A 24679-nucleotide genomic window follows, 5' to 3' on the forward strand; every position below is an offset into this window, starting at 1 on the left:
TCTTAAGTGCACAGTGGAATACCCCCCTTCGCCATGAAATTATAGTTATAAAAGGTGTATAAACTATTTATGCACCTTTATTTCTTCCCTATTTTTAACTATTTGAATTTAGTTAAGTAAAAATTCAGGTAGGCACATATACACTAGGCCTTATCTCCTATTGTTCCCTGAGATGTTGATGTAGTTTTTTCCAGCCCACCTTGGGCTGGTTTTTTTTGCCTATAATTACTGCCACCCAAGTTAATGCCAGCTTCCCTATACTCACCCTAGTACCAATGATGTGCGCATGTTAGAGTTAACAAAGCGATTAATTAATTTTTTAACTAGGCATATCAATGCGTTTTTATTTTTTACTATTTATTGTTTTTATAGGTGCTTCATCTGCAGTGCAAGCTGCTGATAAAAACACCGCGACCTTGGATGAGCAACAGCAACGTGAATTAGCGCAGCTAAAAGAGCCAATGTATAAGCCATTACTTGAGCGTTATATTCTCGACGAATTAAAGTCGGTTCGCCAAGATCAACAAAAACTGCGTGAAGACGTAACCAAACAAGTTACGCATGCACAGTTAGACACCGCCGATCGGGCGCTTACCTACACCACAGATACCATTAATAATGTATTTTTTATTATTACTGCCACTGCTTCTATTTTAGTATTGGTGGGCTGGAATTCACTACGTGATGTAAAAAATAAAGTGGAAGATATAGTAAATACTCGAGTTAGTGTTATTACTGACGAGTACGAAGACCGCTTGAAAATTTTAGAAGAAAAACTGCGTGTACGTTCTGAAGAAATACTCAGTAACCAAGAACGTATATCGATCACCAACGAAGTTCATTCGTTATGGATGCGAGCCAACCTAGAAAGTGATATTGCCAATAAAATTGAAATATTCGATGAGATTTTAAAACGTAAACCAGAAGATGTAGAAGCCATTGCCTACAAAGCGGATGCATTATTAGAGCTAAATGAAACTGAGCAAGCCATTGAGCTTTGCAATCAAGCCATTGATATAGACAGTGATTATGGTTACGCCTATTGGCAAAGAGCCTGTGCGTATGCTTTAACACATGAACATGCAGATGCCCTAGCTGATATAAAAATGTCTCTTGAATACTCGCCTAACTTACGAAACGAGCTACTTCACGAAAGTGCTTTTGCCAGCCTACATGATAACGATAGCTTTAATGCTATTGTTTCAAACGAAGCTTAGGGTCTGCTGACCCTAGCGTTTGAAGTATAAGTCTATTGATTTAGAGAGCAGCTCGTCTAGCTGCTCTTCAAAGTCTTCTATGTCAATTTCAAAATGATTTAAGTACGCTTTAGCCTGCACCTGAGATAAATTGCGGTTTTTAACGCTGTATTGGCGCTCATCTTTTTGCTTGTCGTATCGAGGTAAAAATAATAACTGCGCATAATAAGGCGATTTAATGTGCTTGTTCGCAAAGCGACAAAAGTCTTCAATGTGGTCTACGCCATCAGGGCCTAAACAACCTGGCTCTACTCGATACATTACACGAATTTTTTTCTCGTCACTTAGCTGCATAATTAATAATTACCTAAAAAATAAAACCCTAACCACTTTACCATCTTTGATCTGATAACTTGATATAAGCTCTGAACGTTTATCTATAACGTTCGCATCCGTTGAACAGGTTTCTGACAGTTCATGGTCTATTACAATATCACCATGCACAATACGCTTGATTGGTGATGAGTGCAGACACTTAAGTTTTTTAAACATAATGCCATAACGCGCTATTAGTTTTTCTTTACCTTTAAATAATAGCTCATTCGGGAAAATATAAAACTCAACATCTTCATCATACATGCGAATAAATTCTTCAATGTTACGCGCGTTGTAAGCATTTACTAATTGCTCGACAACAGCAAGTGACTCACGCGACTGTTTTGCTTTGGCTTGTTGCTTTGCTGTGAGTGCTTCTTTTGCTTGTGTGACTGCTTGCTCAGCTTGCGCAACAGCCTGGGCTTTATCCGCTTTACTATTAGGCTGCTGAACGGGCTTTGTAGATTCGCTGCCAAGTACTTGAGAGTCATCTGCTTTTACTTTCTCAACAACCGGCTTTTTTGGTGTATTAGCCTCTTGGCTTAATGTATCAAGCGCGTCTTGTTGTTGCGCTGCATTTTTTTGCTGTGTTTGTTTAGTCTCGTCCAGCGGTGTTGATTGCTCTATAGCATGACTATTTAACGTGAAAGCGGCCAATAAACAGGCACAAATAATAAATAAAGATTTCATGGATTTCCTAAGTACGAAGACTAAATACAATTAAAGCGCAACATAGCAAATTTTAGGCCTCTGAGATAGTTATTATAACGTTATAGCTAGCTACCAATACTGCTCAACCGTGATATGTCCCGGCTCTTTTCGACGATTACGCTTATAATTTTGAGCCAATAATAACTCTGTGGTGTCTTTAACCATTTGCGGATTACCACACAGCATAAATTGGGCATTATTTGGTGTAGCCCATAACCCCACGTGCTCATATAAAGCATTATTTTCAATCACAGTGGTAATTCTGCCTGCTAAGCCTTGTAAAGGCACCTCACGGCTAACAACCGGAATATAGTTGAGTTGACTAGGATGTGATTTTATTAGTTTGTTAATAAGCCCCTGATAGCTTAAATCGCTATTTTGCCGTACACCATGCACTAAATTTATGTGTTTGTATTTTTGCCATACTTCGCTCTGCTGTAACATTGATAAAAATGGCCCAATAGCTGTGCCTGTACTAAGCATCCACAGTTGCTCACTCGCAGGCACTTCATCTAGAGTAAAAAAGCCAGTTGCTCGGCGCTCTATTAATACGGTGTCACCCGGTTTGAGTATGGCTAAATGAGAAGATAGTAAACCATCAACCACATTGATGAGGTAAAACTCTAAATCAGGACTTTGTGGTGCATTAACATAAGAGTAGGCGCGAGCGATACGTTTATCACCGTCCATAATAGAGAGCTTTGTAAATTGCCCTGCTTTAAACGGCTCTACATCGGCGTGAACGGTTATGCTAAATAACGATTCATTCCACCATTTGACTGACTTTACTGTCGCATCAATCCAATTAGACATAGTTACTCCAGAGTTTAAGACGTTTTTCAGCTATCAGCTAAAACTTTAAAATTGTTCATTTTAAAAGCAAGCTTTATAACTTAAACATTAGCATTAAGTTATAAATACTGACAGGGAAATAAATGGGAAAACAACAGGTTTCGAGTATCGAATATCGAGCAACGAGCTAGTGCTAAAACCTAGGAACATAAAGCTTGTAGCTCGAAGCCCGTAGCCCGAAGCCCGAAGCCCGAAGCTCGCATCAAAATCTCAGGCATAAAAAAAGCCGCATAAAATGCGGCTTTGGGGGTTTAGTCTCACTTCACTTTGGGCGTGTCTCCAAAACTTAGTGAATACGTTACCAAGGAACTGTTTAAGATTAGATAGACTCTAATGCAATTTTTACCATTTCGTTGAACGTGGTTTGACGCTCATCTGCAGGTGTTGCTTCGCCGGTGATCACGTGATCGCTTACGGTAAATAATGCCATTGCTTTTGCGCCATACTCTGCTGCAACGCCGTATAGGCCAGCTGTTTCCATATCAACAGCAAGTACACCTAGTTTATCTAGGTCTTTGTAGAAAGTGTCGTCTGCTTGATAGAAAGTATCGGTAGTAAATACGTTACCTACTTTTGCATCAATGCCTAAATCTTTAGCCGCATTAACGCCGTTTAAAAGTAAATCAAAGTTAGCAATCGCTGCAAAGTCAGTACCACGAACGCGGGCACGGTTCACGTTAGAATCTGTGCTTGCACCTTGTGCAAAGATTACGTCGCGAATTTTAATATCGCTGCCAATACCACCACAGGTACCAATACGGATAATATTTTTAACGCCAAAACTAACAATAAGCTCACGAGCATAAATTGACATTGAAGGAATGCCCATGCCAGAACCCATAATGCTCACTGGCTTACCTTTGTAAGTTCCAGTAAAGCCGTACATGTTACGTACGCCAGTTACTTGCACTGCATCATCTAAAAAGTTTTCAGCAATATATTGTGCGCGTAGCGGATCGCCTGGCATTAATACTGTTTCGGCAAAATCACCTACGTTTGCACTGATATGCGGAGTACTCATTGATTGTTTTCCTTTTGTTTGGCTAAAAGCCCTATTACTTTAAAAATATAGTAGCGTATTTTTAAGTTATTTAACTGTGTTCAGCTTATCAATAAAGCCATCACCATATTCTAACGCTTTTAAGTTAAACCATTGTGCAAGCGTTTGACCGATATCAGCAAAGCTATTGCGTTCACCCAGTGGCGTGTTGTTCATTCCTGGCTGATAAGCAATAACTGGAACATACTCACGAGTGTGCTCTGACCCTGGAAAGGTCGGGTCACAGCCATGATCGGCGGTGATCATTAATAAATCATCAGGCTTTAGCTGATCTAAAATAGTTGGTAAGTAATCATCAAACTCTTTTAGCGCTTTAGCATAGCCAACAGGATTTCTGCGATGGCCAAACTTTTCATCAAAATCAACTAAATTGGTAAAAATTAAACTGTGATCCTGCGCAGTGGCCATCACTTCACTGGTTTTTTCTAGCAAGTTCATTAACCCTGGCGCTTTATGCTTTTGGGTAATGCCTTGGTGCGCATAAATATCTGAAATTTTACCAATACTGATTACTTCGCCACCGTCTTTTGCAAGTACATCGAGCAATGTTGGCGAAGGCGGTAATACTGAATAATCACGACGATTACCGGTTCTGGCAAAGTCTTGACTATTTGAACCCAAAAATGGCCGCGCAATCACTCGTCCTATATTCATTTCATCAAGCAGCGCCCGTGCGATTTCGCAAACTTGATAAAGCTTCTCTAGGCCGAATGATTCTTCATGCGCGGCTATTTGAAACACACTGTCAGCTGAGGTGTAACAGATTGGTTTACCTGTTTTTACGTGCTCTTCACCTAGCTGCTCTAAAATAGTGGTTCCCGATGCATGGCAATTGCCTAAAATGCCCGGAATACCTGTACGAGCAATAAACTCGTCTACAAATTCTTGTGGGAAACTCGGTTGTGTTTTTGGGAAATATCCCCAATCAAATAACACTGGCACGCCAGCCATTTCCCAATGACCCGATGGCGTGTCTTTACCGCTTGAAAGCTCTTTTGCATAACCCCATGCACCTTGTGGCTCATTTCGGTCAGCAATTAAACAGGGTTCTTTACCAGCGGCTTCACATGCATCTACTAACCCCAATTTTGAAAGGTTAGGAAGCGAAAGCTTACTGCCAGTTTCGTCATAATATGCCTTGAGTAAATGTGCGAATGTATTAGCACCTACATCACCGAATTTATCTGCATCGGGTGCTGCGCCAATTCCTAAACTATCCGCCATTAAGATAATTGCTCTTGCCATTGTGACCTCACATCTGTTCTAGGTGGTTACTTTATCTGCTCTTCGATTTTTCCGTACAGGACATAAGTCCTGTTTCATAAAACCTAAACATTATAAATTTGCACTCTTAAGCGAAGCAAAAGAGATTAATCGTGTCTTTTTTGCTATTGTGATCTACCAACAATATATCCTTCTGTGTGGGTGAGAACTTTAGTGACACGAACTATTATAGCTATTGCAGGCGCATCGGCGTCCGGCAAATCTCTATTTAGCCAAACAATTTATAATGAATTGGTAAATGAGCTTGAACCAGGCGCTATCGCCATTATTGAAGAAGATGCTTATTACAAGGATCAATCGCATTTGCCGATGGCACATCGTACGCAAACGAATTACGACCATCCTGATGCATTTGAACACGAACTAATGCTTGAGCATTTAACACAACTTCGTAATGGCCACTCTGTTGAAGTACCAACTTATGATTATGCCCAACATACACGCAGCGATAAAACACGCCGTGTGGCTTCGGCTAAAATACTCATTGTAGAAGGTATTTTATTACTGAGCGATAAAGCGCTTAATAAAGAATTTGATATCAAGGTGTTTATAGATACACCGCTAGATATTTGTTTAATGCGCCGAATGCAACGCGACATGGAACAAAGAGGCAGAACATTACAATCTGTTGTTGAGCAATATCAAGCAACTGTTAGACCGATGTTTTATCAATTTATTGAGCCTTCAAAGCATAACGCTGATTTAGTTGTGACTCGAGGCGGTATGAATCGCGTTGCGATTGATATTATAAAAAGTAAAATAAAGTACATTTTACAAGAATAACAACGGGAAACGTTTGTATGACAACATTTATGAGCTTAGTAGGCATGATGGTGCTACTAGGCATTGCCTTTGCAGCCTCAACTAATCGCAAAGCAATAAAACTAAGAACCGTGGGTATCGCATTTTTAATGCAAGTGATTATCGGCGGATTTGTACTGTTTTTTGAAGCAGGCAAAAATGTATTAGCGAGTATGTCTCGCGCCGTTTCATCGGTTATTGGTTATGCCAACGATGGAATTAGCTTTTTATTTGGCCCATTAGCTTCGCAAGATACGCTAGGGTTTATTTTTGCAATTCAAGTATTGCCCGTTATTGTGTTTTTCTCAGCGTTGGTTGCTGTGTTATATCACTTAGGCATTATGGATTGGATTATTAAAATTTTGGGTGGCGGTTTACAAAAATTATTGAAAACCTCACGCACCGAGTCGCTTTCAGCCACAGCAAATATTTTTGTTGGTCAAACTGAAGCGCCTTTAATTGTTAAACCGTTTATTGCAACCATGACCAAGTCGGAATTGTTTGCAGTAATGGTTGGTGGTTTAGCCACCGTAGCAGGCTCTGTAATGGCCGGTTATGTAATTATTGGTGTTGACCTTAAGTATTTAATTGCAGCCAGCTTTATGGCGGCACCAGGTGGTTTCTTAATGGCAAAAATGATAGTGCCAGAGACAGAAACACCTAAAGATGATTTAGCCGAGATAGATTTAGGCGATGACAAACCGGTTAATGTTATTGATGCAGCAGCATCAGGCGCAGCAAACGGTATGCAGTTGGCACTTAACGTAGGTGCAATGCTACTTGCTTTCGTTGCGTTAATTGCTTTATTAAACGGTTTATTAGGCGGTATTGGTGGGTTATTTGATTACCCTACATTAACGCTACAAGAAATTTTAGGCTACTTATTTGCCCCTGTTGCATGGTTACTAGGAGTACCGTGGAATGAGGCAATTATAGCCGGCAGCTTTATTGGTCAAAAGTTAGTGGTAAATGAGTTTGTTGCTTACTTAGACTTTATAAATTATCGCGATACGTTAAGTGCGCATACACAAGCAATTGTTACTTTTGCATTGTGTGGCTTTGCTAACTTATCATCGATAGCCATTTTACTAGGTGGATTAGGCGGTATGGCGCCTAGTCGGCGAAAGGATATCGCACGCTTAGGGCTCAGAGCAGTGTTAGCAGGATCTATGGCTAACCTTATGAGCGCAGCAATTGCTGGGTTTTTCCTCTCGCTAGCTTAGAAACTTAATGAGATGATCCATCTGTTGCAAAACAATAGGATAGCGCTTTAAGGGGTTAAAGCACTATCTGACTTGAACGATACTTCACCAAGGGCCGCAAGGCCCTTTTATCGTTTTAGCCCCCCTACTTTATCTTCGTTAATTCTCACGTTCTCTCTACGATTAATACCAATTCGCTTAGTTAAGTAGTCTATTTTAAGGCTGGAAAACGCATTGATAGCAAGGCAGAAAATTGGCTATTTAGTTGTTCTCGGCAATTGCTCCTGCATTGCTCTACCTTCTGCATCCATGCAGTCGTAAATGAGAATTTTTTAACGCAGGTAGCGACACGTTTACCCCCGTAAAATGATTAAGTATTATTGCGGATTGGTATAAATTCAGCACAGGCAAAGTGTTAAAGTCATCAGAAGAAGTGGCCCAGAGGCTAACTAGCGGTGAAATGCTATGCGTTTAACTATGATGTCGGATAGCGATGAATTTAATTTTTAACGTAACGGTTAATGTAAGGTTTATACTCAGATTCAGCTTTAAGTTGCTTTAATGCTTGATTAAAACGTTCCACCACCACGGGTGAGGCAGCCTTATTAAAACCAATATAATTGCCTTTTAGCTCATCTACATGAATTTGTTTAAGCTTTACTAAATCATCTCTAGAGTAGCCAAATGGTTCGGTTTGATGGCCTATGGTAAAGTCAGATCCAATAATTAAATCGATACGTTTTTTAAAAAACAAACGCATAAATGAGTCTGCTTCACTAAATAGCAATAAGTTTTTATCAGCTACAAACCCAAGTCGACGCACCAGCATTTCATAAATATCGCCTCGCACTATGCCTAACGAATAGTTTTTAGCTTGGGTGATATCGTCCATGACAATATGTTCACTGGTTTTTAATTTATAAAAATAGGTTTGATTTGACACCAAGGGTCCAACCCATTTAAAAAGAGGCTCTCGCTCTTGCGTTTTTGCCAAAGAAAAAATGGCTGACTGCGGGTTACTTTGCACTAAGTGGTAAGCACGCTTCCAAGGTAGCATTATAAACTCGCACTCTAGCGCTGCACGAGCACAGGTATCTTTTACTATGTCATGATTGATACCCACCAATTGGCCAGTGCCATCTTGAAAGTTATACGGAGGAAAACTTTCGGTATAAATAACCAGTTTAGGCTCAGCAGCCTGAATTTTTTGGCTAAATAACAGCACAAAAGCTAATAGTATAAATTTATAGATACACACCCCCTATGATTTAAGTAATAACTTTAACCTAGAAAACTCGTAGAGACTATTAATTTATAACGCTGTCTGTAATGTTAAAATAGCAGATGACGTAAATAGAAATAAAATGACGGGAATGTTAAAGCGGTGGTGGGATGTTCTTAAATTTTAGGCACAAAAAAAGCGCCTTAAGCGCTTTTTTTATTTTACTTAAAAAGTAAAATTATAGAGCTGTGATGTTATCAGCTTGAGGACCTTTTTGACCTTGTGAAAGAGTGAACTCTACACGTTGGCCTTCAGCTAAAGTTTTGAAACCTTCGCTTTTGATTGCTGAGAAATGTGCGAAAACGTCTGGACCGTTTTCTTGCTCGATGAAACCAAAACCTTTAGACTCGTTGAACCACTTAACTGTACCTGATACGATGTTAGACATAGTATTATTCCTGATATAAAAAATTAAATTGTGCCCTAATGGGCGGTGTAGCAAAAAATGAGATGGTACTTAAAAACTTCAGGACGGTACTACAAGTATTACTTATACAACAACGAAATGGAGATTTATAAATTATCATGCTTTCTTTCTAGCTGCGGCCTACTATATAGAGTTACTGTGACAAGTCAACCCTTTACGCGATTTAATTAATAAAATAACCCTCGCAACCCACTTTACATGTTAAGCACTTGTTTAAGCAGCTTAAAATTCAAATTCTAACGCCATTCTAAAGCTATGATTCTTCTCTGACTGGCTGATTTCAGTAATAAAACCGGCTTCCCACTTTAATTGTTTTTGTCCATCAAAGCGGTGCAAGCCTATAAACCCAGGGCCAATACCCACAAAGTCTTCACCAAGATAAACCTCAACCGCGGGCTGAAAAGCAGACAAGTATCGGTAGCGATATTGCGCTCTAAACTCGCTTTCCCATTCGTTTTCTATATCTTGCCCCCATTCGTATACTAAAAAAGCATTCATGGTGAGGCTTGCACGACCAAACTCTTTTTCAATTACAAAACCAGAGGTTGCTTCGTATGCGTCGGCGTCATGCTGTTTTTCAAATTCAAATAATGCCCCCCAATCAGCCCACAACCTGCCCTGTTCAATTAACTGCCAACGAAGCTCTAACTCATACGCTTGCAAGCCAAAGTCACCGTTATCATCGCGCTCACCCACGATGTAGCCTTCCAATGCCATGGTGTCGTTTATTGCGCCGCCTAAGCCAACGCGCTGCGCTAAAATATTACCACTATCAGTTTGATGCGACACAAGCCGCCATTCTAGCTCGCGCTCAAACGGCAACACATACGGATGATAAACTTTATCTACTACTATGCCATCAGCATAAACGAGCTTAGGTATTAATAAACAAAAACCAATTAATACAGTGGCTGCAAATAGGTTTATTGCTTTCATGATTTTTCCTTAGTGATTAATTTAGGAATAAAATAACAAACGGATAAAAATAACACGCTGCTCAACGCATAGCTTAAAACACTGGTTAAATTAGGCGTAGCCTCATAACCAATCAGAGCGCGCAATACTCGTCCAAACTCTGAGTTTTCGGTTAAAATGTCACGTAAATCCCATACGGTTACCGTTGTTGCTATCAAATCAATTTGGCTCGCCAAATCAAGCGCCACAACTAATTTTGCCGCACTATTTAATGCTAACAATACTAATAAAGGAGTAAGCCCAAAGCGCTGTTTGGTTGCACTCAATAAAAAATACAACAACACGCTAAAGCTGCTGCATATTCCCAAGCCTAAAAAAGTGCCAATAAATAAACTTTGAGCCGCTTCGTTGTTTTGCCAAAAGCCAATCAGGTAAATAATGTAGTGACTTAAATAAAGTGTCATTACGCTGATAATCGCAATCATAAAAGCAGCTGTTGCTTGTTTAATGGCGTAGTACAGTGCACTAATAAAAATTAAAATACACAAACCAATTTGGGCATATTCTAAACCCTGATAGTCAAACAAGGGGCTAATTAACGGCGCACTTTTTACAAACAAAAATGAAAGCCCGATCCCTAAAATAAGCCCCCCCAGCAATTTCATTAAGCTTTGCTTGGCTACAACTTGAAGTAAAATAAGTAAAATGGCCACCGGCAGTAACTGGTTTAGACTCATCACTAGGCTAGTTATTAGCATTAGAGCGCTCCTTTTCAGTCACTATGACAGCACCACGCGCCGTATTGGGCGAAAACTCGCCAAAAAATTCATAACGCCCAGGGATTAACGGCCCGATATAAATAACGCTTTTGCGCTTAGGGTAAAGTACTTTCTCTCGATTGAGATCGAAACTGTCGAACTCTTCAGGCGTACTATCTTGATTTTCGATTAACAAGCGTACCTTTTTATTGGCCGGTACGACGATTTCTGCGGGGTAAAACAAATGATCTTTAAGCACAATAAGATAGTCTTTACTGGCGGCATTAAATGATAAAAATACACAACAATATAAGTAAGGCCTAATAAGTCGTTTAATCACATTTAGCTCCTGCAAAAACTACCTGTACTTTTAAGCCACCCAAATCACTATCCGTTAAGTGAATTTCAGCGCGATAAATAGCAATAATATGCTGCACTATTGCCATGCCTAAACCCGCACCTTGTTCACCCGAAGGGTGTTGGTCACCGCCAACACGATAGAAACGGTTAAATATCCGTTGTTTTTGATCGTCCGTCATACCTGGGCCACTGTCTTCTATTTGCCATATACGCTGCTTGTGCATCTGCTTTAGAGTTATTTTTATTTGTCCATTGGCTGGTACGTACTTTATGGCATTGCTAAGTAGATTTGAAATCAACGTCACTAAGGTAAATTCATCACCGTTAATGATAAAGTCATCTCCCTCAAGACTGATAGTGTGGTTTTTAGCCTCTATTTTTTCATACAACTGGCTAACACCTTCTTGCGTGATCGCTAATAATGATTGCTCCTTAAACTGTTTTTGCCACTGCTCTGGCTGAGTACGCCCTAGTATTAGCATTTGCTCTACTATATTGGACAGTCGATTAATACCTTGAGTCATGGCTTGTAATTCTTGGTTATCGCCTTGTTGAGCAGCCAAATTATGCACATTAATTTTTAAACTGCTCAGGGGAGTACGTAATTCATGTGCCGCATCAGAGGCAAAAAAACGCTCTCGTAAATAGGCGGTTTCTACGCGTTTAAATAAATCGTTTAAGCGGCTGATCACCGGTTTTATCTCTTCATCAGTCACCTGCCAATTGATCGCTGTGAAATCATTTGCTTGGCGCAGAGCTAACTGTTTTGATAAACGGGTTAATGGTGCCAGTGCATATTTAACAAAAAAGCTAATAAATAGCGCCAGCAAAGGAACCGCCCAAAGCATAGGCAACATGGCTGATAAAATCACCGCCTCGGCTAGTTCAAACCGCTTAGCAATCGGCTCGGCAACAACCACGGTGCGTAAAGAAGTGACAAAAACGAATACCCGCATTCGCTGTCCTGCAATATTAAGCGTTTGAAAACCCGCTTGATACTGGCTCAAATCAAGATTTAATTCGTCAGAGCCACTAAGGAGCTCACCAGCTTGCCAAATTTGATACAGTAACTGGGCGCTTTCTTGCATTTTTGGCGCCATGGCGTTTATAGATAAAGGCTGTTGCATCAACACTCCAGCGACCACTTTTAGCTCACTATCAAGTAGTTGCTCACCATGGCTCATACTTTTTTGGTAGCCTTTGACTAAAGCTAAAAAGCACGTTAACACCATCATTGATAGTAAAATAAGAGTTAAACGCTTACGAATTGACATAGAGTATGGTTACCTTTGTAAATTCAAGTTTGTGCAATCTAGGGGCGTTTTAATCACTTGAGCTATCTCTTTCCCACGACATAACCAATACCACGGAGAGTTTTAATAAAATCGCTGGGGAATTTTTTTCGTAGATGATGAATATGCACTTCAATGGTGTTAGAGCCAACCTCTTCACCCCACTGGTACAGTTTGTTTTCTAACTGCTGTTTAGATTGCACGCGACCTTGGTTTTCCAATAGTGCCTTTAGCAGCATGTATTCTTTTCGTGGCAGAGAAAGCAGCTCATTGCTGAGTGTGACACTATGCGCTGACGTGTCCATAGTCACTTCACCACACTGTAATAAACTCGACTGAGCTTGATTTACTCGTCGGCTCGCTACGCGCAAACGAGCAAATAATTCGGCTGGTTCAAATGGCTTAGCTAAATAATCATCAGCGCCCATATCAAGCCCTTGCACCTTGTCATCTATGCTACTTCGTGCTGTTAGTATAACCACCGGAATCACTTTTTTTTGCGCTTTTATGTGCTTTAGAATTTGTGAACCATCACCATCGGGTAAACCTAGGTCAAGTATAACCAACTCTATTTCACCACTGCCTAAGCATTGCAATGCATGCTTAACCGTTGCGCTATGCTCTACACTGTAGCCTTCTTGGCGCAATGAGCGGCAAAGCCCTTGCGCCACAAGATGATCATCTTCAACTAATAATAAATGCATTGTTTATTTTGTTATCTCTTTAGTTTTTTATCTACTTTAGCTAATAAAGAGCTAATTGCTTGTTGACGATATTTATCAGCTTTAGCACGAGTATCACGAATACCTGCTGCTTGCGCAACTAACAAATGGGCTTTAGCTTGCTCATATTCACGTTCGTCATATAAAAACTCACCATACAAGTAGTTAGTATCAATGCCTTTTTTGTTAAAAGCGAGCGCTTGCTTAAAAAACTTGTCGGCGGTGTCATCATCACCAAAACCAATAGGCCACCCCGGTACTTTACTGTATAAGGTTGCTAGGCTGGCATACGCTGAGCCACCTAAAGCACTGTCGTCTATTTTAAGGGCTTGCTCTAATGACGCTTTTGCATCTTTAGCATAGCCCAGCGCCCCTAACCCGCCCTTTGCGCCAGCAAAACTGGCCAGTACAATGCCGTTCCACGTATAGCTATTTGCTGAATCAGGGTAGCTTTCAATAAATTGAGCACTTTGCTCACTTAGTTGAGTAAAGGCTTTGATTTGTGCATCATCTTTAAGCTCATAATTAGCGACAGCCCACTGCTGTTGAATAGCGAGTAAATCGCTTTGTTCGTCTGCAAATACCGGCGATGAAAACACACTAACAATGCTTAAATAAGCTACTAAAGTAAATTTTTTCATAATAAATCCTCTATTAACCTAAAAACTGTTTTATTTTAGGGAGCTGTTTAGCAATTGCGTTATCCACAATACGTGGAAAAACACCATTGATACGTGCAAAAAGTTTCTCAGGAAAACCAATAAATCGTCTGGTTTTATTTGAGTTTAATAACGCAACTAACTCATCAGCCACCAACTGCGGGGAGTCCATTTGATTACCAAGCGCCTTATTCATTGCTCGTGTTTGTGCATCATTAATATCTGTATCGGTTGCTCTTGGTGCTAAATAACTAACTTTAACGGGTGTATCTGAAAGCTCTCGTGATAGCGCTTCGCTAAAACCACGTAAACCGAACTTACTAGCACAGTAAAGTGTTTGATATGGGTAACCTATACTGCCAAATGACGACCCAACATTAACTATGGAGCCTTTATTCGCATGCAATTGCGCTAAAAACAGCTGACATAATTTCATAGGGACGGCTAAATTAGTGCTCAGTAGATTATCAATTTGCTCACTACTCGATGCACTTAAGCTTTGCATTACATTAATGCCTGCATTGTTTATGAGTAACTTAGCGCCCCCTAATTTTTTGGCTTTAATGGCGAGTGCCAACATGTTTTCGGCAACCGTTAAATCCCCCACAAAAACCATACTACCGGGACATTGGCTACTTAGCGTATTGAGGGCATCACTATTTCGCCCCACCAAGAGTAGTTGCCAACCTTGGCCGTGTAGTGTTTTGGCAATGGCTTGACCAATTCCACCTGTCGCACCAGTTAATACACATAAGCCGGTATTCATGCGTGTTGCTCTTGTGCTGATGCTTTAAAAAACGGCTCGTCGTCTAAAGCGCGAAAAATATCGCCGTACAAACGATAAAAACATTTTGCACCATGTAAAATAGCCTGCTGATCCGCCTCGTCGGTAATTTGATTCATTAAGTTTTCAAAAAACTTAACATGCTCTATATCAAGCGCGCCGTGAGAGGTTAAATAGCTAAACGCTTTTTTAGGAAGTCCTACTGCATTCGCTATGTTTGATGCGGCTCCATCAGCAAGCGCAATTGAGGTCCCCTCTAATACGTGAACCATACCAAAAAAGCTAAGCGGATTTTTACGTGCAATACTATCGTAGGCATACGACACCATCATTTCAGTGGCGAATTGTGGCTGACTATAGCGCACACTTTCTTTATCAAACCCACAGGCTGCAATGTCGTTTAGCACCCACTCTTGATGACCAATTTCTTCTTCGATATATTCAGCTACCGCTTCACGTAACCATTCTTGCTCGTCAGTTAAACGTGCGCCAAGTGACATCATTAAAGGAACAGTGTGTTTTACATGATGATAAGCCTGCGCTAAAAACGAGGCATACTCTTCAAGCGTTGCTTGTCCGTTAAATACACGCTGTATAATTGGCGCAGCTAATAAGTACTCACGCTCGTTTTGAGTTTGTGCTTTTAATGTATTAAAAAAATCACTCATGGATCACTTCTCCAAGTCGGTAAAACTGTTCAAAAATAGGGCTGTAGTGCTGGCTAATTGCCGCTCGTTTAGGGCGATTATTAGCGGTTAATAATCCTTGCTGCTCGTTTAAAGGTTGGGCCAAACGATGCCACTTTTTAATCTGTGCGTAGTCAGGAAGTTGCTGGTTTACTGTTTTTAAATGTGCTTTTAATTGCTCATCACTAAATCCGGGAGCCGCATAAATAAGCGCGCTTAAAAATGGCTGGCTTTCACCAAACACCACCGCTTGCTGTATCGCACTTTGGCTTAAAATTAATGATTCAGGCCATTCGGCGCTAACATTACGCCCCATACTGGTGATGATCAGATTTTTTACTCGCCCTTTTATGTACAGCTTATTATTACGCTTAGATACTAAGTCGCCAGTGGCGTACCAGGTATTTGGGTTATGCGGCGCTTGATTTAAATACCCTAAAAATAACGCTCCTTTAATAAATAACTCATCATTTTCAACTTTCGTTTCAACGTGCCCTAATACTTCACCAGCACTATTTATGTCGTCATAGTTGGGGGTGTTTAAACTCACTACTGAAGCCGCCTCGGACAAACCATAACCTTGATAAACCGGTAGGTTATATTCTCGTGCAGTTAAAATTAAAGATTCACTAACCCGTGCTCCGCCAACAGCAATAAACTTAAGTGACTTTGGTGGCTGCCAGCCTTGTTTTGCAAAGGCAACTAAACACGTTAATAACTCAGGCACTAAAATAAGGGTGTTAGGTTTTACACTATCGATTGCACCAATGAGTTTGTTAGGGTTTTTTAACCCTGAGCCAACAAAACCTAATTCGTTTAGCGGCATTAAATGTACACAACCGCCACTTAACAAAGGCGCATACACACCCGCTATATTTTCCAATAGTACTGGCAGCGGAAGTAAGCATAAATGCACGGGGTTACTAATGTTTATTTGCTCACATAATGACTGAGCTACCTGCATCTGGCTTTGTGTTGATAAGCACACCCCTTTTGGCTCACCAGTAGAACCTGAAGTAAATGTAATTTTTTGCGTACCAGTAAAATAGTCCACGGGCTCAATCGCATCGAGCTGATAAATATAAAGGGTATAATGCTCAAATAATGTTACCGACAATGAATGCTTACCAAGCGAATGACGAGGCATATCACTAATAAAAAACTGCGCACCGCATTGCGCTAGCACATACTGTGTTTGCTGCTGACTAAAAAAATGGGCGATAGGCACCGCAACCTTGTTTGCAGCACTGGTTGCGGCATCAACAACCAGCCAAGCTGGAGTATTATCAAGCTGGAAGGCAATTGCACCAGAATCTAAAGCGTTAAAAATAGCTGTCAGCTTATTAGTTTCTTGTTGTAACTCCAAAACGCTAATAGGCATCACTTTATTGGCTAAGTAACTAACAACCACTGGCTCATTCGCTACCTTATTAATATTATTTAATAGGCTCATAAGCTCTCCAACGCAGTCATCAAGGCATTAATTTGTTGTGTATTTTGCTGTTTAATATTTAACAGCATGGGTGTGTTAAGTACTTGCTGATGTGCCTGCGCTAAATTAACAATGCACACCGTAGGCTGATTCTCATAATAGCTACCCCAGCTCTTTGGCTGATCTACTACAGTGCTATTAGCCAGTGCAATTTCGTTGCAGGTAACACCTAGTAGGCGCAGTAAGGCGCGTACTTTTTTGGTAGCGCAAAACACTAAGTAGCTCGCGCCAAAGCCGCGCAAAGCTTCATTTACAATAATAAAATGAGATAGCGTGGCTTTACGATGTGTTGAGCAAAGGTTACCTAGCTCAAACACCTTATTTCGCGGTGTGCCTGGTGGTAAAAATTGTTCAATGGCCGCAGCTAAATATTGTTCAATGAATAAAGGGGAAGTAGCGTTTCTGAGCCCTAATGTGCAATGCCCTTGCACAGTTTTATACTGACAGAGTAATGGCATAAATGAGGTTAGGCTTGCATTATACGCAGTGAAAAAGCCTTGTTTTACTGTATCTTCAAGGCGCTGACGGTGTTTATCACTTTGTGTAGCACTAACAAAATGAAAAGGCTGTTGAAACAGCGCAGCTGAGGAGTGATGTTGAGCTAGTTGCATATAAGCATCGCCTGTATTAAATCTATAGATAAAATTTAATCAGTGAAACTTAAATAAAACTTAAGGTAAGTTAATTTTTAAAAATAAATTTAATTTTAGCTGGCGATCACACTTTTATTACGACCCGTTTCTTTAGCGTGATAGAGCGCTTTGTCTGCACATTTATATACTTGGTTAATATCATCGCTATGCTGTGGCCAAGTAGCGATACCAATCGATACATTTATATAGCCTACTTTTGCCATCAATGTGGTGGCTACTTGGTTGCGTAAACGCTCAGCAATAACAAATGCACTATCACTATTTTCGTTTGGCAACACCAGTAAAAACTCTTCTCCACCAGTGCGTGCCACAATATCATGCTTGCGCGATAACGACTGTATAATATGAGTAAGGTTTTTTAATACTTCATCACCCGTATCATGGCCAAACGTATCATTAACCCGTTTAAAAAAGTCGATATCAATTTCAAGCACAGCAAACGGTATTTGCTTATCCATTAGGTTTTCAAGCAATATGTTTAAGCCCCGCCTATTATGCGCGCCAGTTAGCGGATCGGTGAGTGCATCTTGACGTAATTGCCCCATTTGCGATTGCAAAGTATGAACGCCTTCTAGCATTGCATGTTTAAGCTGCTGACTTTCAAAGTACCAAGACTTAATACCTTTGAGGTGTTCTACGTTTTTCTTATCGGTTGATAAGTTAGCGCTATCGGCTAACAGTCTTAATGGCTTAGCAATATAGTGAGCTAACATAGCAATTAATAAAAAAGTAATGAGTACTATGGGTAACATTCGCTTAAGCACCTGCCCTTGAAAAGTATCTAGTTTTGCAAGTGTTGTCGCTTCACTTCGCTGGGCAACAATCCCCCAATTCGCGAGCTTAACGGGCGCAAACCCAGCAAGCATAGCTGTTCCTTGACTATTTAAAATCCGAGTGTAACCACGTTCACCTTGCAACACTCGCTCTATTACTGGGTTATTAGATACTTGCTCGCCAATGCGCTTAGAATCAGGATGGTAAAGTAAGGTTTTGTTATCAGCAACCACATAAAAGTAAGCCCCGCCATCGTAACTATGCTGTTTTAACAAGGCATTTAAAATACTCTGCTGCTCTAAGTAAAAGCTACCGCCAATATAACCATAATAATTCCCTGCCAGATCAAACAGAGGATAGGAGACAACAATAATTAAATTATTAGCCAGCGAAATGTAAGGTAGGCTAACCTGCGGCTGCTGCGATTTAAGAGCCTGCTTAGAGTGGACTGAATTAACGGTTTTATTAATTATATTTAAAGACACAGGTGAAGCTGCTTTAACCACACCTTGCATATTGATAGCAACCGAATTAAAACTCTGAGTTTGCTCTAAAAGGCGGTTGGTTTCAGCTTGGAGTAACTCAGTGTTGGTAATATCTTCAGCAATAATACTGGCTGAAAACTCAAGTTGCTGCATTGCTGCTGCTAAAAAGTGCTCAGTTGCTGAAGCTAGCTTACTAGCAAATACATGATTACTTTGCAGGGTATCTTCAATAACTCGTTCTTTTTGAACCTGATAACTAATATATAAACCACTAAACAAAATAGCAGCTGCAGCGGGCATAGCTAACAAAAGAATTAATTGCCTGAGGTTAAAAGTAAATGGTAATCGAAAACGCAACTTAATATCATCCTAAGCAAATAAAAACGACTGCTATGCACTGCATACACAATTAATATAATACATAAATAGAACTAAGTGGCCTAATTTTTGTTATTTTAAGGATAATTAAATCATACGGTTTATATTTGCTGAGTTTTGCAGTTAAGCTCAATAATAGTTAAGCTGCGTGCACTTTATTTTTATTTAGCCTTGGGGTGTGTGTTGCTAAATAAGTACTTGTTATCGTCTTCTCTTTTTTTAATCGGATGTTTCATGCCAATAAAATCTTCTTTTGCCGATTCTGCGCTGTCACTTAAACAGCAACTTGGGCAAAAGCTCATGCTCGATTTACGCTATTTTTGTGACCAAGGCAGTAGTAAACGCTGCAGAACGCCATTAACCAAATTGCCCGACACTCTTGCAAAAGCAATTAGTCGTTATGATATTGGCGGGGTAATTTTGTTTTCTGAAAATACCCAAAGCATCGAACAAATTATTAGCCTTAATCAGCAACTACAACAAGCTGCATCTGCATCAAAATCAGGCTTACCGCTGTTTATTTCTATTGACCAAGAAGGTGGACGAGTAGCTCGACTGCCACGCGATGTGGCCACCTCATTCACCGGTAATATGTCAATTGGCGCAACTTACCCTGAGCATGGCACTTATTTCGCAACCCAAACGGCGAACGTATTGGCTACTGAACTCTCAGCGCTTGGCATTAATGTAAATTATGCGCCAACCGTTGATGTGAACATGAATCCTGACAATCCGGTCATTAATGTACGCTCATTTAGTGAAAACCCCGATGAAGTAGCGGTACTGGGTGCGGCACAAGTTAGTGAATTTGAAAAAAACGGGGTTATTAGCGCTATAAAGCACTTTCCAGGACATGGCGATACCAATGTAGATAGCCATACCGGCTTACCTAAAGTGATGCATTCAAAAGAAATTATTTACGCTCAAGATTTAGCGCCCTTTAAACACATTATTGAGCAGCATAGTCCTGGGATGATAATGACCGCGCATATTCAATACCCTGAGCTTGATAGCAGTACATTAACCAATGTAGAGGGTAAGCAAATGATAAAACCCGCGACAATGTCGCGTAAAATCATGACCGATATTCTTCGTAAAGAGCTTAACTATCAAGGCGTAGTGGTAACCGATGCACTGGATATGGCCGGTATTAGCCATTTTTTCAGCCCTACCCAAGCAGTTGTAAACACTTTTGCAGCTGGGGTTGATATTGCGCTAATGCCAATAGAAATTAGAACGCCTGAGGATATAAATAAACTTGATGCGCTCATTGACTCTTTAATTAGTGCGGTTAAAACAGGGCAACTAGACGCACATGAAATTGCCCATTCGACGCAGCGTATTACCTCGCTTAAAAGTAAGTTTAAATTAAACGATTTGCCTAACCCCATTAATGCATTGACTAATGCGAAACACATTATTGGTAATAAAGCACATCGTGAATTAGAAGCATCTCTGGCATTAGCAGCAATTACCCAAATAAAAAATAACAATAATATCTTGCCGCTTAAACTTGGTGCTGATCAGCATATTCATATTATTATGCCCGACACCCGCAAGTGCATGGCAATGCAACAAGCAATTAGTGCGTTAAGTTCACAACCACTCAGTTTTAGTTGCAGCAGCTTACAGGGCTTTGACCCAGGTGAAGCGCAGGGCAACATAAACCAAGCAAGTATTGTTATTGCTGGCAATGCAACGCCGAACCAAAGTGCCGTGGAAATTGGCGGTATGGATGATTTAGCCGATAACCCAAACTTTGCCTTAAATAACGCAGAGCAACCCAAAGCGCTTGAATCATTACTAAAAATGGCTAAACAAAAAAACACTCCAACGGTATTTATTAGTTTGCGAGCACCGTATGATATTGCTCAATTTGGTAACTATGCTGATGCAGTGCTTGCCTCATACGCTTATAATATTGATGTAGATAAAAACGATCTGGTGTCTGGGCCTGCTTTTACTGCACTGGCAAAAGTATTATTTGGCCAAGCCCCTGCAAAAGGCCAGTTACCAGTCACTATTAAACAATCGAAGAGCCATTAATATGAAACTTAATTGTGATTTAGGCGAGAGCTTTGGTGCATGGCAAATGGGCCTTGATAACGACGTTATGCCCCATATTGATATGGCAAATATTGCTTGTGGCTTTCATGCTGGTGATTCGAGTGTAATGGCGCATACCCTCAAGCTAGCTAAACAACATAATGTTATGATTGGCGCTCATCCAAGCTACCCTGATAAACAAGGATTTGGTAGGCGCTCAATGAGTATGAATGTAGCTGAGCTCACTCAATGTTTGCACTATCAAATAGCCGCCCTTGATGGCATGGCAAAAGTACAAGGGCTAACCCTTAGCTATGTAAAACCCCATGGTGCGCTGTATAACGACATGATGAAAAACCAGCAATTGCTTACCACTGTTATGGGTGCGGTTGCCAGTTACCCTGCTAACTTAAAGTTGATGATACTCGCCACAGCCGATGCCAAGCTACATCAAACAATGGCACGGCACCTTGGGCTCACACTGATATTAGAGGCGTTCGCAGACAGGCAATACACTGACCAAGGGCAATTAGTAGCACGAAATATACCGGGCAGTGTGCATAGCAAAGACGCATTATTAGCTCAGGTTAAACAGCTTTTAACCGGTAACAGTGTAACTACTCAATCTGGAAAATCGTTGAAACTAGTTGCTGACAGCATCTGCGTGCATGGCGATAACCCCCAAGGCATTGCAATTATTGAAGAGATTAAAGCTCTTTGCTCAGCCAATAGTTCAAGTTAAAAATACAGATTAAGCTGTAAACCCCCTTTACAGCTTTTGTAACCTCACTGAATTAATTCAATCATAGAGTTAATTATGGGCTTCATCGCATTGTGCTGTTAATTTAATAATCCCTCACTTATAACTGTTCATAAGTTAACAACAGGGATTAATAATGAAACAGGTTTTAGTACTTAGTCTTATATTTAGCGCAAGCCATTTTGCCAGCGCAAACGACAATACACACACATTGCAACTTCAAGATATATTCAACTTAGAATATGCCAACCAAATAGACATCACCGAAGACGGTAAAACAGTGTATTTCGTTCGTAACCGCATGGATATTAAAACCGATCGCAAAGTCGGTAATATTTGGTCTGTTGATTACAACACAGGACAACTGCAGCCCTTAACATCAGGTGTATTTATGGACTACTCGCCTGTGTTGTCACCCGATGGGCAGCGCCTTGCGTTTATCTCTAACAGAGATGGCAGTTATCAAATATACATGAAGTGGCTTAAAACTGGAGCTGTGGCAAAAATTAGTAACCTTACGAATGCTCCTCGCTCAATAACTTGGTCACCTAATTCTAAACAACTGGTGTTTAGTATGTTTGTTCCTGAAATAAGCTCACCTCCTGTCAGTTTGCCTGGCAAACCTAAAGGTGCTAACTGGGCAGAGCCAGCTAAATTTATTGACGATGTTTACTACCGTGCAGATGGCAGTGGCTATAGTCAAAAAGGGTTTAATCAGCTATTTACTCTTAATGCGAATGGCGGCAATGCACAACAACTCACTAACGATAACTTTGATTACAATGGGGGTGTAAGCTTTAGCAAAAACGGCGAATCACTTTATTTTTCAGCTAATAGACACGCTGAACATGCGCTCAAGCCTACCAATAGTGAAGTGTACCAACTTAATTTAAGCACGTTAAAGATCACCCCACTGACCGACCGTAATGGGCCAGATCAACAACCTCAGGTCTCACCAAACGGTCAGTACCTTGCTTATACTGGCTACGACGACAAGCGCACTAACTATGAAAATACTCAGCTTTATATTCGTGATTTGAAAACTGGCGATACTCAAAGTCTGACTAGCGATTTCGATCGCAGCGTTGGCCAAATAAAGTGGAGCGCAAATTCAAAAGGCCTCTATTTTAGCTATGCCGATGAAGGCCAAACCGCACTTGCTTATCAACCTCGAAGCGGTAAACGTAAAGTAATTACTGAAAAAATAGGAAGTGTGGCGTTTGGCCGCCCTTATTCTGGTGGTGATTTTGATATTAGTGAAAATGGCGATATTGCATTTACACTTGCTGATACTCAGCGTCCAGCTGATGTTGCAACAATAAAGCGTGGCTCAGTAAAGCGTTTAACCGATTTGAACTCAGATGCACTACAAACTAAGCAGCTCGCTAAGGTTGAAGAGCTATGGTTAAAATCAAGCCACGACGAGTTACCAATACAAGCCTGGGTTGCTTACCCTCCGGGTTTTGATAAATCAAAAAAATACCCACTGGTGCTTGAAATTCACGGTGGCCCTGTTGCTAACTATGGCCCTCACTTTAGTGCCGAAGTACAACTATTTGCCGCTAAAGGAAATGTCGTTTTATACATGAACCCACGAGGCAGTGACTCGTACGGTAAAGAGTTTGCGCAAACCATTCATCATAATTACCCTAGCAATGATTACGATGATTTAATGACTGGTGTTGACGCGCTAACCGATAAAGGCTTTATTGATGAGTCTAAATTATTCGTTACCGGTGGCTCTGGCGGCGGTGTATTAACCGCGTGGATTGTAGGCCATACGGATCGCTTTGCTGCAGCTGTTGTTGCTAAGCCTGTGATTAATTGGATCAGCTTTGTACTAACTGCTGACTTCTATCCGTTTTTTGCCGATTATTGGTTTCCGGGTAAACCTTGGGACCATATTGAGCATTACATGAAGCGCTCACCAATCAGTTATGTTGGCAATGTTAAAACCCCAACCATGCTTCTGACTGGTGAAGCAGACTATCGTACGCCAATTTCAGAAACAGAGCAGTTTTATCAAGCCTTAAAATTACAGGGGGTTGATACCGCGATGGTGCGCATTCCAAACGCTTCACATGGTATAACTGCCCGTCCATCAAATTTAATGACTAAAGTGGCTTACATTCAGTGGTGGTTTGATAAGAATTCGAAATAAAACGTAGAGTTATGAGTGACGAGCTATACAAGCTCGTTGCTCGAAGCTCACAAGTGTAAACCCCCTTTACAGCAATAATGTGAGTAATCCCTTACATACTTTAACTAAATATCGGACTTAGCTTCAAACTGAGTTGGTAAAAATTCGGTTTATACTAACTCAGACCCTTTGAGTTAGTAAAAATTCGGTTTGAGTCACTGTTTACAAGCCCTCAGTTAGTAAAAAAATGTTTTATAAGGTGCGACAGTTAGTAAAAAATCGGTTTATTACTTTCTAAACCCCAGTTAAAAATCTTTAAATTAAGCGTTTAGATGCTCAAATTGAGGATTAGAAAGGCAAATCGACCCTTAATGATGAAGAGAATGGCTGTTTTTAACCTTGTTAGTTAAAACCTGATCTGTATTTTAACTAGCTAGTTAAATCGTGATCTGCTTTTAGTAGCTTAGGGTCTGTTGACCTTTGCGGATTAAAATTCGTTCAAACTAGGGGCGGTTTAATCGCGGCGCGAGGTTTGTAACCTAGTGGGCTAAGTAAAAACCGAGCAACAAAGAGTAAATCGCCCCT

The 24679-nt window shown here is 40.6% G+C and carries 24 protein-coding genes; 6 read left to right on the forward strand and 18 right to left on the reverse strand.

What is annotated here, in order from left to right; genetic code table 11:
- Positions 1-335: 335 nt before the first annotated feature.
- A complete protein-coding gene (locus AN392_RS01295; protein ID WP_008112666.1) occupies positions 336-1217 on the forward strand; it encodes a TPR end-of-group domain-containing protein in 882 nt (293 codons plus the stop codon).
- Positions 1218-1229: 12 nt separating this feature from the next.
- Here AN392_RS01295 and AN392_RS01300 read toward each other — a convergent pair whose 3' ends face one another.
- From AN392_RS01300 to AN392_RS01320, 5 genes are all read right to left on the reverse strand, one after another.
- Positions 1230-1550, reverse strand: a complete 321-nt coding sequence (locus AN392_RS01300) for a hypothetical protein (RefSeq protein WP_008112665.1) — start codon at positions 1548-1550, stop codon at positions 1230-1232.
- Positions 1551-1559: 9 nt separating this feature from the next.
- Positions 1560-2261 carry a nuclear transport factor 2 family protein gene (locus AN392_RS01305; RefSeq protein ID WP_055011593.1) on the reverse strand — a complete coding sequence of 234 codons (702 nt, stop codon included), beginning with the start codon at positions 2259-2261 and terminating at the stop codon, positions 1560-1562.
- 90 nt (positions 2262-2351) lie between these two features.
- On the reverse strand, positions 2352-3095 hold the full coding sequence (locus AN392_RS01310; RefSeq protein ID WP_055011594.1) for a ferredoxin--NADP reductase: 744 nt from the start codon (positions 3093-3095) through the stop codon (positions 2352-2354).
- Positions 3096-3453: 358 nt separating this feature from the next.
- Positions 3454-4155: a purine-nucleoside phosphorylase gene (gene deoD / locus AN392_RS01315; RefSeq protein WP_008110728.1), complete on the reverse strand. Its 702-nt coding sequence runs from the start codon at positions 4153-4155 to the stop codon at positions 3454-3456.
- A gap of 66 nt (positions 4156-4221) precedes the next feature.
- A complete protein-coding gene (locus AN392_RS01320; protein ID WP_008467026.1) occupies positions 4222-5439 on the reverse strand; it encodes a phosphopentomutase in 1218 nt (405 codons plus the stop codon).
- 192 nt (positions 5440-5631) lie between these two features.
- On the opposite strand from AN392_RS01320, the gene udk reads away from it, so the two are divergent.
- Both udk and AN392_RS01330 read left to right on the forward strand, forming a co-directional pair.
- Positions 5632-6261 carry a uridine kinase gene (gene udk / locus AN392_RS01325; protein WP_008110733.1) on the forward strand — a complete coding sequence of 210 codons (630 nt, stop codon included), beginning with the start codon at positions 5632-5634 and terminating at the stop codon, positions 6259-6261.
- A gap of 17 nt (positions 6262-6278) precedes the next feature.
- Positions 6279-7502 carry a NupC/NupG family nucleoside CNT transporter gene (locus AN392_RS01330; RefSeq protein WP_008110735.1) on the forward strand — a complete coding sequence of 408 codons (1224 nt, stop codon included), beginning with the start codon at positions 6279-6281 and terminating at the stop codon, positions 7500-7502.
- A gap of 478 nt (positions 7503-7980) precedes the next feature.
- On the opposite strand, the gene AN392_RS01335 is transcribed toward AN392_RS01330, so the two are convergent.
- The 13 genes from AN392_RS01335 to AN392_RS01395 all read right to left on the reverse strand — a co-directional run bounded on the left by AN392_RS01335 (position 7981) and on the right by AN392_RS01395 (position 19079).
- The gene (locus tag AN392_RS01335; protein ID WP_235575559.1) at positions 7981-8706 is read right to left on the reverse strand and encodes an ABC transporter substrate-binding protein; all 726 of its coding nucleotides are present in this window, start codon (positions 8704-8706) and stop codon (positions 7981-7983) included.
- 235 nt (positions 8707-8941) lie between these two features.
- On the reverse strand, positions 8942-9151 hold the full coding sequence (locus tag AN392_RS01340; RefSeq protein ID WP_008467029.1) for a cold-shock protein: 210 nt from the start codon (positions 9149-9151) through the stop codon (positions 8942-8944).
- Positions 9152-9412: 261 nt separating this feature from the next.
- Positions 9413-10126, reverse strand: coding sequence for a hypothetical protein (locus AN392_RS01345; RefSeq protein WP_055011595.1), 714 nt, complete (start codon positions 10124-10126; stop codon positions 9413-9415).
- Positions 10123-10863, reverse strand: coding sequence for a hypothetical protein (locus AN392_RS01350; protein ID WP_055011596.1), 741 nt, complete (start codon positions 10861-10863; stop codon positions 10123-10125). The genes AN392_RS01345 and AN392_RS01350 overlap by 4 nt, the downstream gene beginning before the upstream one ends.
- Positions 10850-11203, reverse strand: a complete 354-nt coding sequence (locus AN392_RS01355) for a cupredoxin domain-containing protein (RefSeq protein WP_010388691.1) — start codon at positions 11201-11203, stop codon at positions 10850-10852. Before AN392_RS01355 ends, AN392_RS01350 begins: the two co-directional genes overlap by 14 nt.
- Positions 11196-12497, reverse strand: coding sequence for an ATP-binding protein (locus AN392_RS01360; RefSeq protein ID WP_055011597.1), 1302 nt, complete (start codon positions 12495-12497; stop codon positions 11196-11198). Before AN392_RS01360 ends, AN392_RS01355 begins: the two co-directional genes overlap by 8 nt.
- A 62-nt stretch (positions 12498-12559) precedes the next feature.
- Entirely contained in the window at positions 12560-13219 is a 660-nt protein-coding gene (locus AN392_RS01365; protein ID WP_055011598.1) for a response regulator transcription factor, read from the reverse strand.
- 11 nt (positions 13220-13230) lie between these two features.
- Positions 13231-13878, reverse strand: a complete 648-nt coding sequence (locus AN392_RS01370; RefSeq protein ID WP_055011599.1) for a hypothetical protein — start codon at positions 13876-13878, stop codon at positions 13231-13233.
- 13 nt (positions 13879-13891) lie between these two features.
- Positions 13892-14662: an SDR family oxidoreductase gene (locus AN392_RS01375; protein WP_055011600.1), complete on the reverse strand. Its 771-nt coding sequence runs from the start codon at positions 14660-14662 to the stop codon at positions 13892-13894.
- Positions 14659-15348, reverse strand: a complete 690-nt coding sequence (locus AN392_RS01380; protein ID WP_055011601.1) for a TenA family transcriptional regulator — start codon at positions 15346-15348, stop codon at positions 14659-14661. The genes AN392_RS01375 and AN392_RS01380 overlap by 4 nt, the downstream gene beginning before the upstream one ends.
- The gene (locus AN392_RS01385; protein WP_055011602.1) at positions 15341-16819 is read right to left on the reverse strand and encodes an AMP-binding protein; all 1479 of its coding nucleotides are present in this window, start codon (positions 16817-16819) and stop codon (positions 15341-15343) included. The genes AN392_RS01380 and AN392_RS01385 overlap by 8 nt, the downstream gene beginning before the upstream one ends.
- The gene (locus AN392_RS01390; protein ID WP_055011603.1) at positions 16816-17469 is read right to left on the reverse strand and encodes a thermostable hemolysin; all 654 of its coding nucleotides are present in this window, start codon (positions 17467-17469) and stop codon (positions 16816-16818) included. The genes AN392_RS01385 and AN392_RS01390 overlap by 4 nt, the downstream gene beginning before the upstream one ends.
- A 95-nt stretch (positions 17470-17564) precedes the next feature.
- A complete protein-coding gene (locus tag AN392_RS01395) occupies positions 17565-19079 on the reverse strand; it encodes a sensor domain-containing diguanylate cyclase (RefSeq protein WP_055011604.1) in 1515 nt (504 codons plus the stop codon).
- A 303-nt stretch (positions 19080-19382) separates the two neighbouring features.
- On the opposite strand from AN392_RS01395, the gene AN392_RS01400 reads away from it, so the two are divergent.
- The 3 genes from AN392_RS01400 (at position 19383) to AN392_RS01410 (ending at position 24115) form a co-directional block, all read left to right on the forward strand.
- The gene (locus AN392_RS01400) at positions 19383-21194 is read left to right on the forward strand and encodes a glycoside hydrolase family 3 protein (protein WP_055011605.1); all 1812 of its coding nucleotides are present in this window, start codon (positions 19383-19385) and stop codon (positions 21192-21194) included.
- Between the two features lies 1 nt (position 21195).
- The gene (locus AN392_RS01405) at positions 21196-21936 is read left to right on the forward strand and encodes a 5-oxoprolinase subunit PxpA (protein ID WP_055011606.1); all 741 of its coding nucleotides are present in this window, start codon (positions 21196-21198) and stop codon (positions 21934-21936) included.
- 154 nt (positions 21937-22090) lie between these two features.
- Positions 22091-24115, forward strand: coding sequence for a S9 family peptidase (locus AN392_RS01410; RefSeq protein ID WP_055011607.1), 2025 nt, complete (start codon positions 22091-22093; stop codon positions 24113-24115).
- Positions 24116-24679 lie beyond the last annotated feature (564 nt).

This window comes from Pseudoalteromonas sp. P1-16-1b (assembly GCF_001401785.1).
Taxonomy (GTDB): domain Bacteria; phylum Pseudomonadota; class Gammaproteobacteria; order Enterobacterales; family Alteromonadaceae; genus Pseudoalteromonas; species Pseudoalteromonas undina.

Bases quoted from the DNA above. Each gene is read 5' to 3' on its own strand.
- AN392_RS01295 (WP_008112666.1), top strand. From the start codon at position 336: ATGCGTTTTTATTTTTTACTATTTATTGTTTTTATAGGTGCTTCATCT.
- AN392_RS01300 (WP_008112665.1), bottom strand. From the start codon at position 1,550: ATGCAGCTAAGTGACGAGAAAAAAATTCGTGTAATGTATCGAGTAGAG.
- AN392_RS01305 (WP_055011593.1), bottom strand. From the start codon at position 2,261: ATGAAATCTTTATTTATTATTTGTGCCTGTTTATTGGCCGCTTTCACG.
- AN392_RS01310 (WP_055011594.1), bottom strand. From the start codon at position 3,095: ATGTCTAATTGGATTGATGCGACAGTAAAGTCAGTCAAATGGTGGAAT.
- deoD (WP_008110728.1), bottom strand. From the start codon at position 4,155: ATGAGTACTCCGCATATCAGTGCAAACGTAGGTGATTTTGCCGAAACA.
- AN392_RS01320 (WP_008467026.1), bottom strand. From the start codon at position 5,439: ATGGCAAGAGCAATTATCTTAATGGCGGATAGTTTAGGAATTGGCGCA.
- AN392_RS01330 (WP_008110735.1), top strand. From the start codon at position 6,279: ATGACAACATTTATGAGCTTAGTAGGCATGATGGTGCTACTAGGCATT.
- AN392_RS01340 (WP_008467029.1), bottom strand. From the start codon at position 9,151: ATGTCTAACATCGTATCAGGTACAGTTAAGTGGTTCAACGAGTCTAAA.
- AN392_RS01345 (WP_055011595.1), bottom strand. From the start codon at position 10,126: ATGAAAGCAATAAACCTATTTGCAGCCACTGTATTAATTGGTTTTTGT.
- AN392_RS01350 (WP_055011596.1), bottom strand. From the start codon at position 10,863: ATGCTAATAACTAGCCTAGTGATGAGTCTAAACCAGTTACTGCCGGTG.
- AN392_RS01360 (WP_055011597.1), bottom strand. From the start codon at position 12,497: ATGTCAATTCGTAAGCGTTTAACTCTTATTTTACTATCAATGATGGTG.
- AN392_RS01365 (WP_055011598.1), bottom strand. From the start codon at position 13,219: ATGCATTTATTATTAGTTGAAGATGATCATCTTGTGGCGCAAGGGCTT.
- AN392_RS01370 (WP_055011599.1), bottom strand. From the start codon at position 13,878: ATGAAAAAATTTACTTTAGTAGCTTATTTAAGCATTGTTAGTGTGTTT.
- AN392_RS01375 (WP_055011600.1), bottom strand. From the start codon at position 14,662: ATGAATACCGGCTTATGTGTATTAACTGGTGCGACAGGTGGAATTGGT.
- AN392_RS01380 (WP_055011601.1), bottom strand. From the start codon at position 15,348: ATGAGTGATTTTTTTAATACATTAAAAGCACAAACTCAAAACGAGCGT.
- AN392_RS01385 (WP_055011602.1), bottom strand. From the start codon at position 16,819: ATGAGCCTATTAAATAATATTAATAAGGTAGCGAATGAGCCAGTGGTT.
- AN392_RS01390 (WP_055011603.1), bottom strand. From the start codon at position 17,469: ATGCAACTAGCTCAACATCACTCCTCAGCTGCGCTGTTTCAACAGCCT.
- AN392_RS01400 (WP_055011605.1), top strand. From the start codon at position 19,383: ATGCCAATAAAATCTTCTTTTGCCGATTCTGCGCTGTCACTTAAACAG.
- AN392_RS01405 (WP_055011606.1), top strand. From the start codon at position 21,196: ATGAAACTTAATTGTGATTTAGGCGAGAGCTTTGGTGCATGGCAAATG.
- AN392_RS01410 (WP_055011607.1), top strand. From the start codon at position 22,091: ATGAAACAGGTTTTAGTACTTAGTCTTATATTTAGCGCAAGCCATTTT.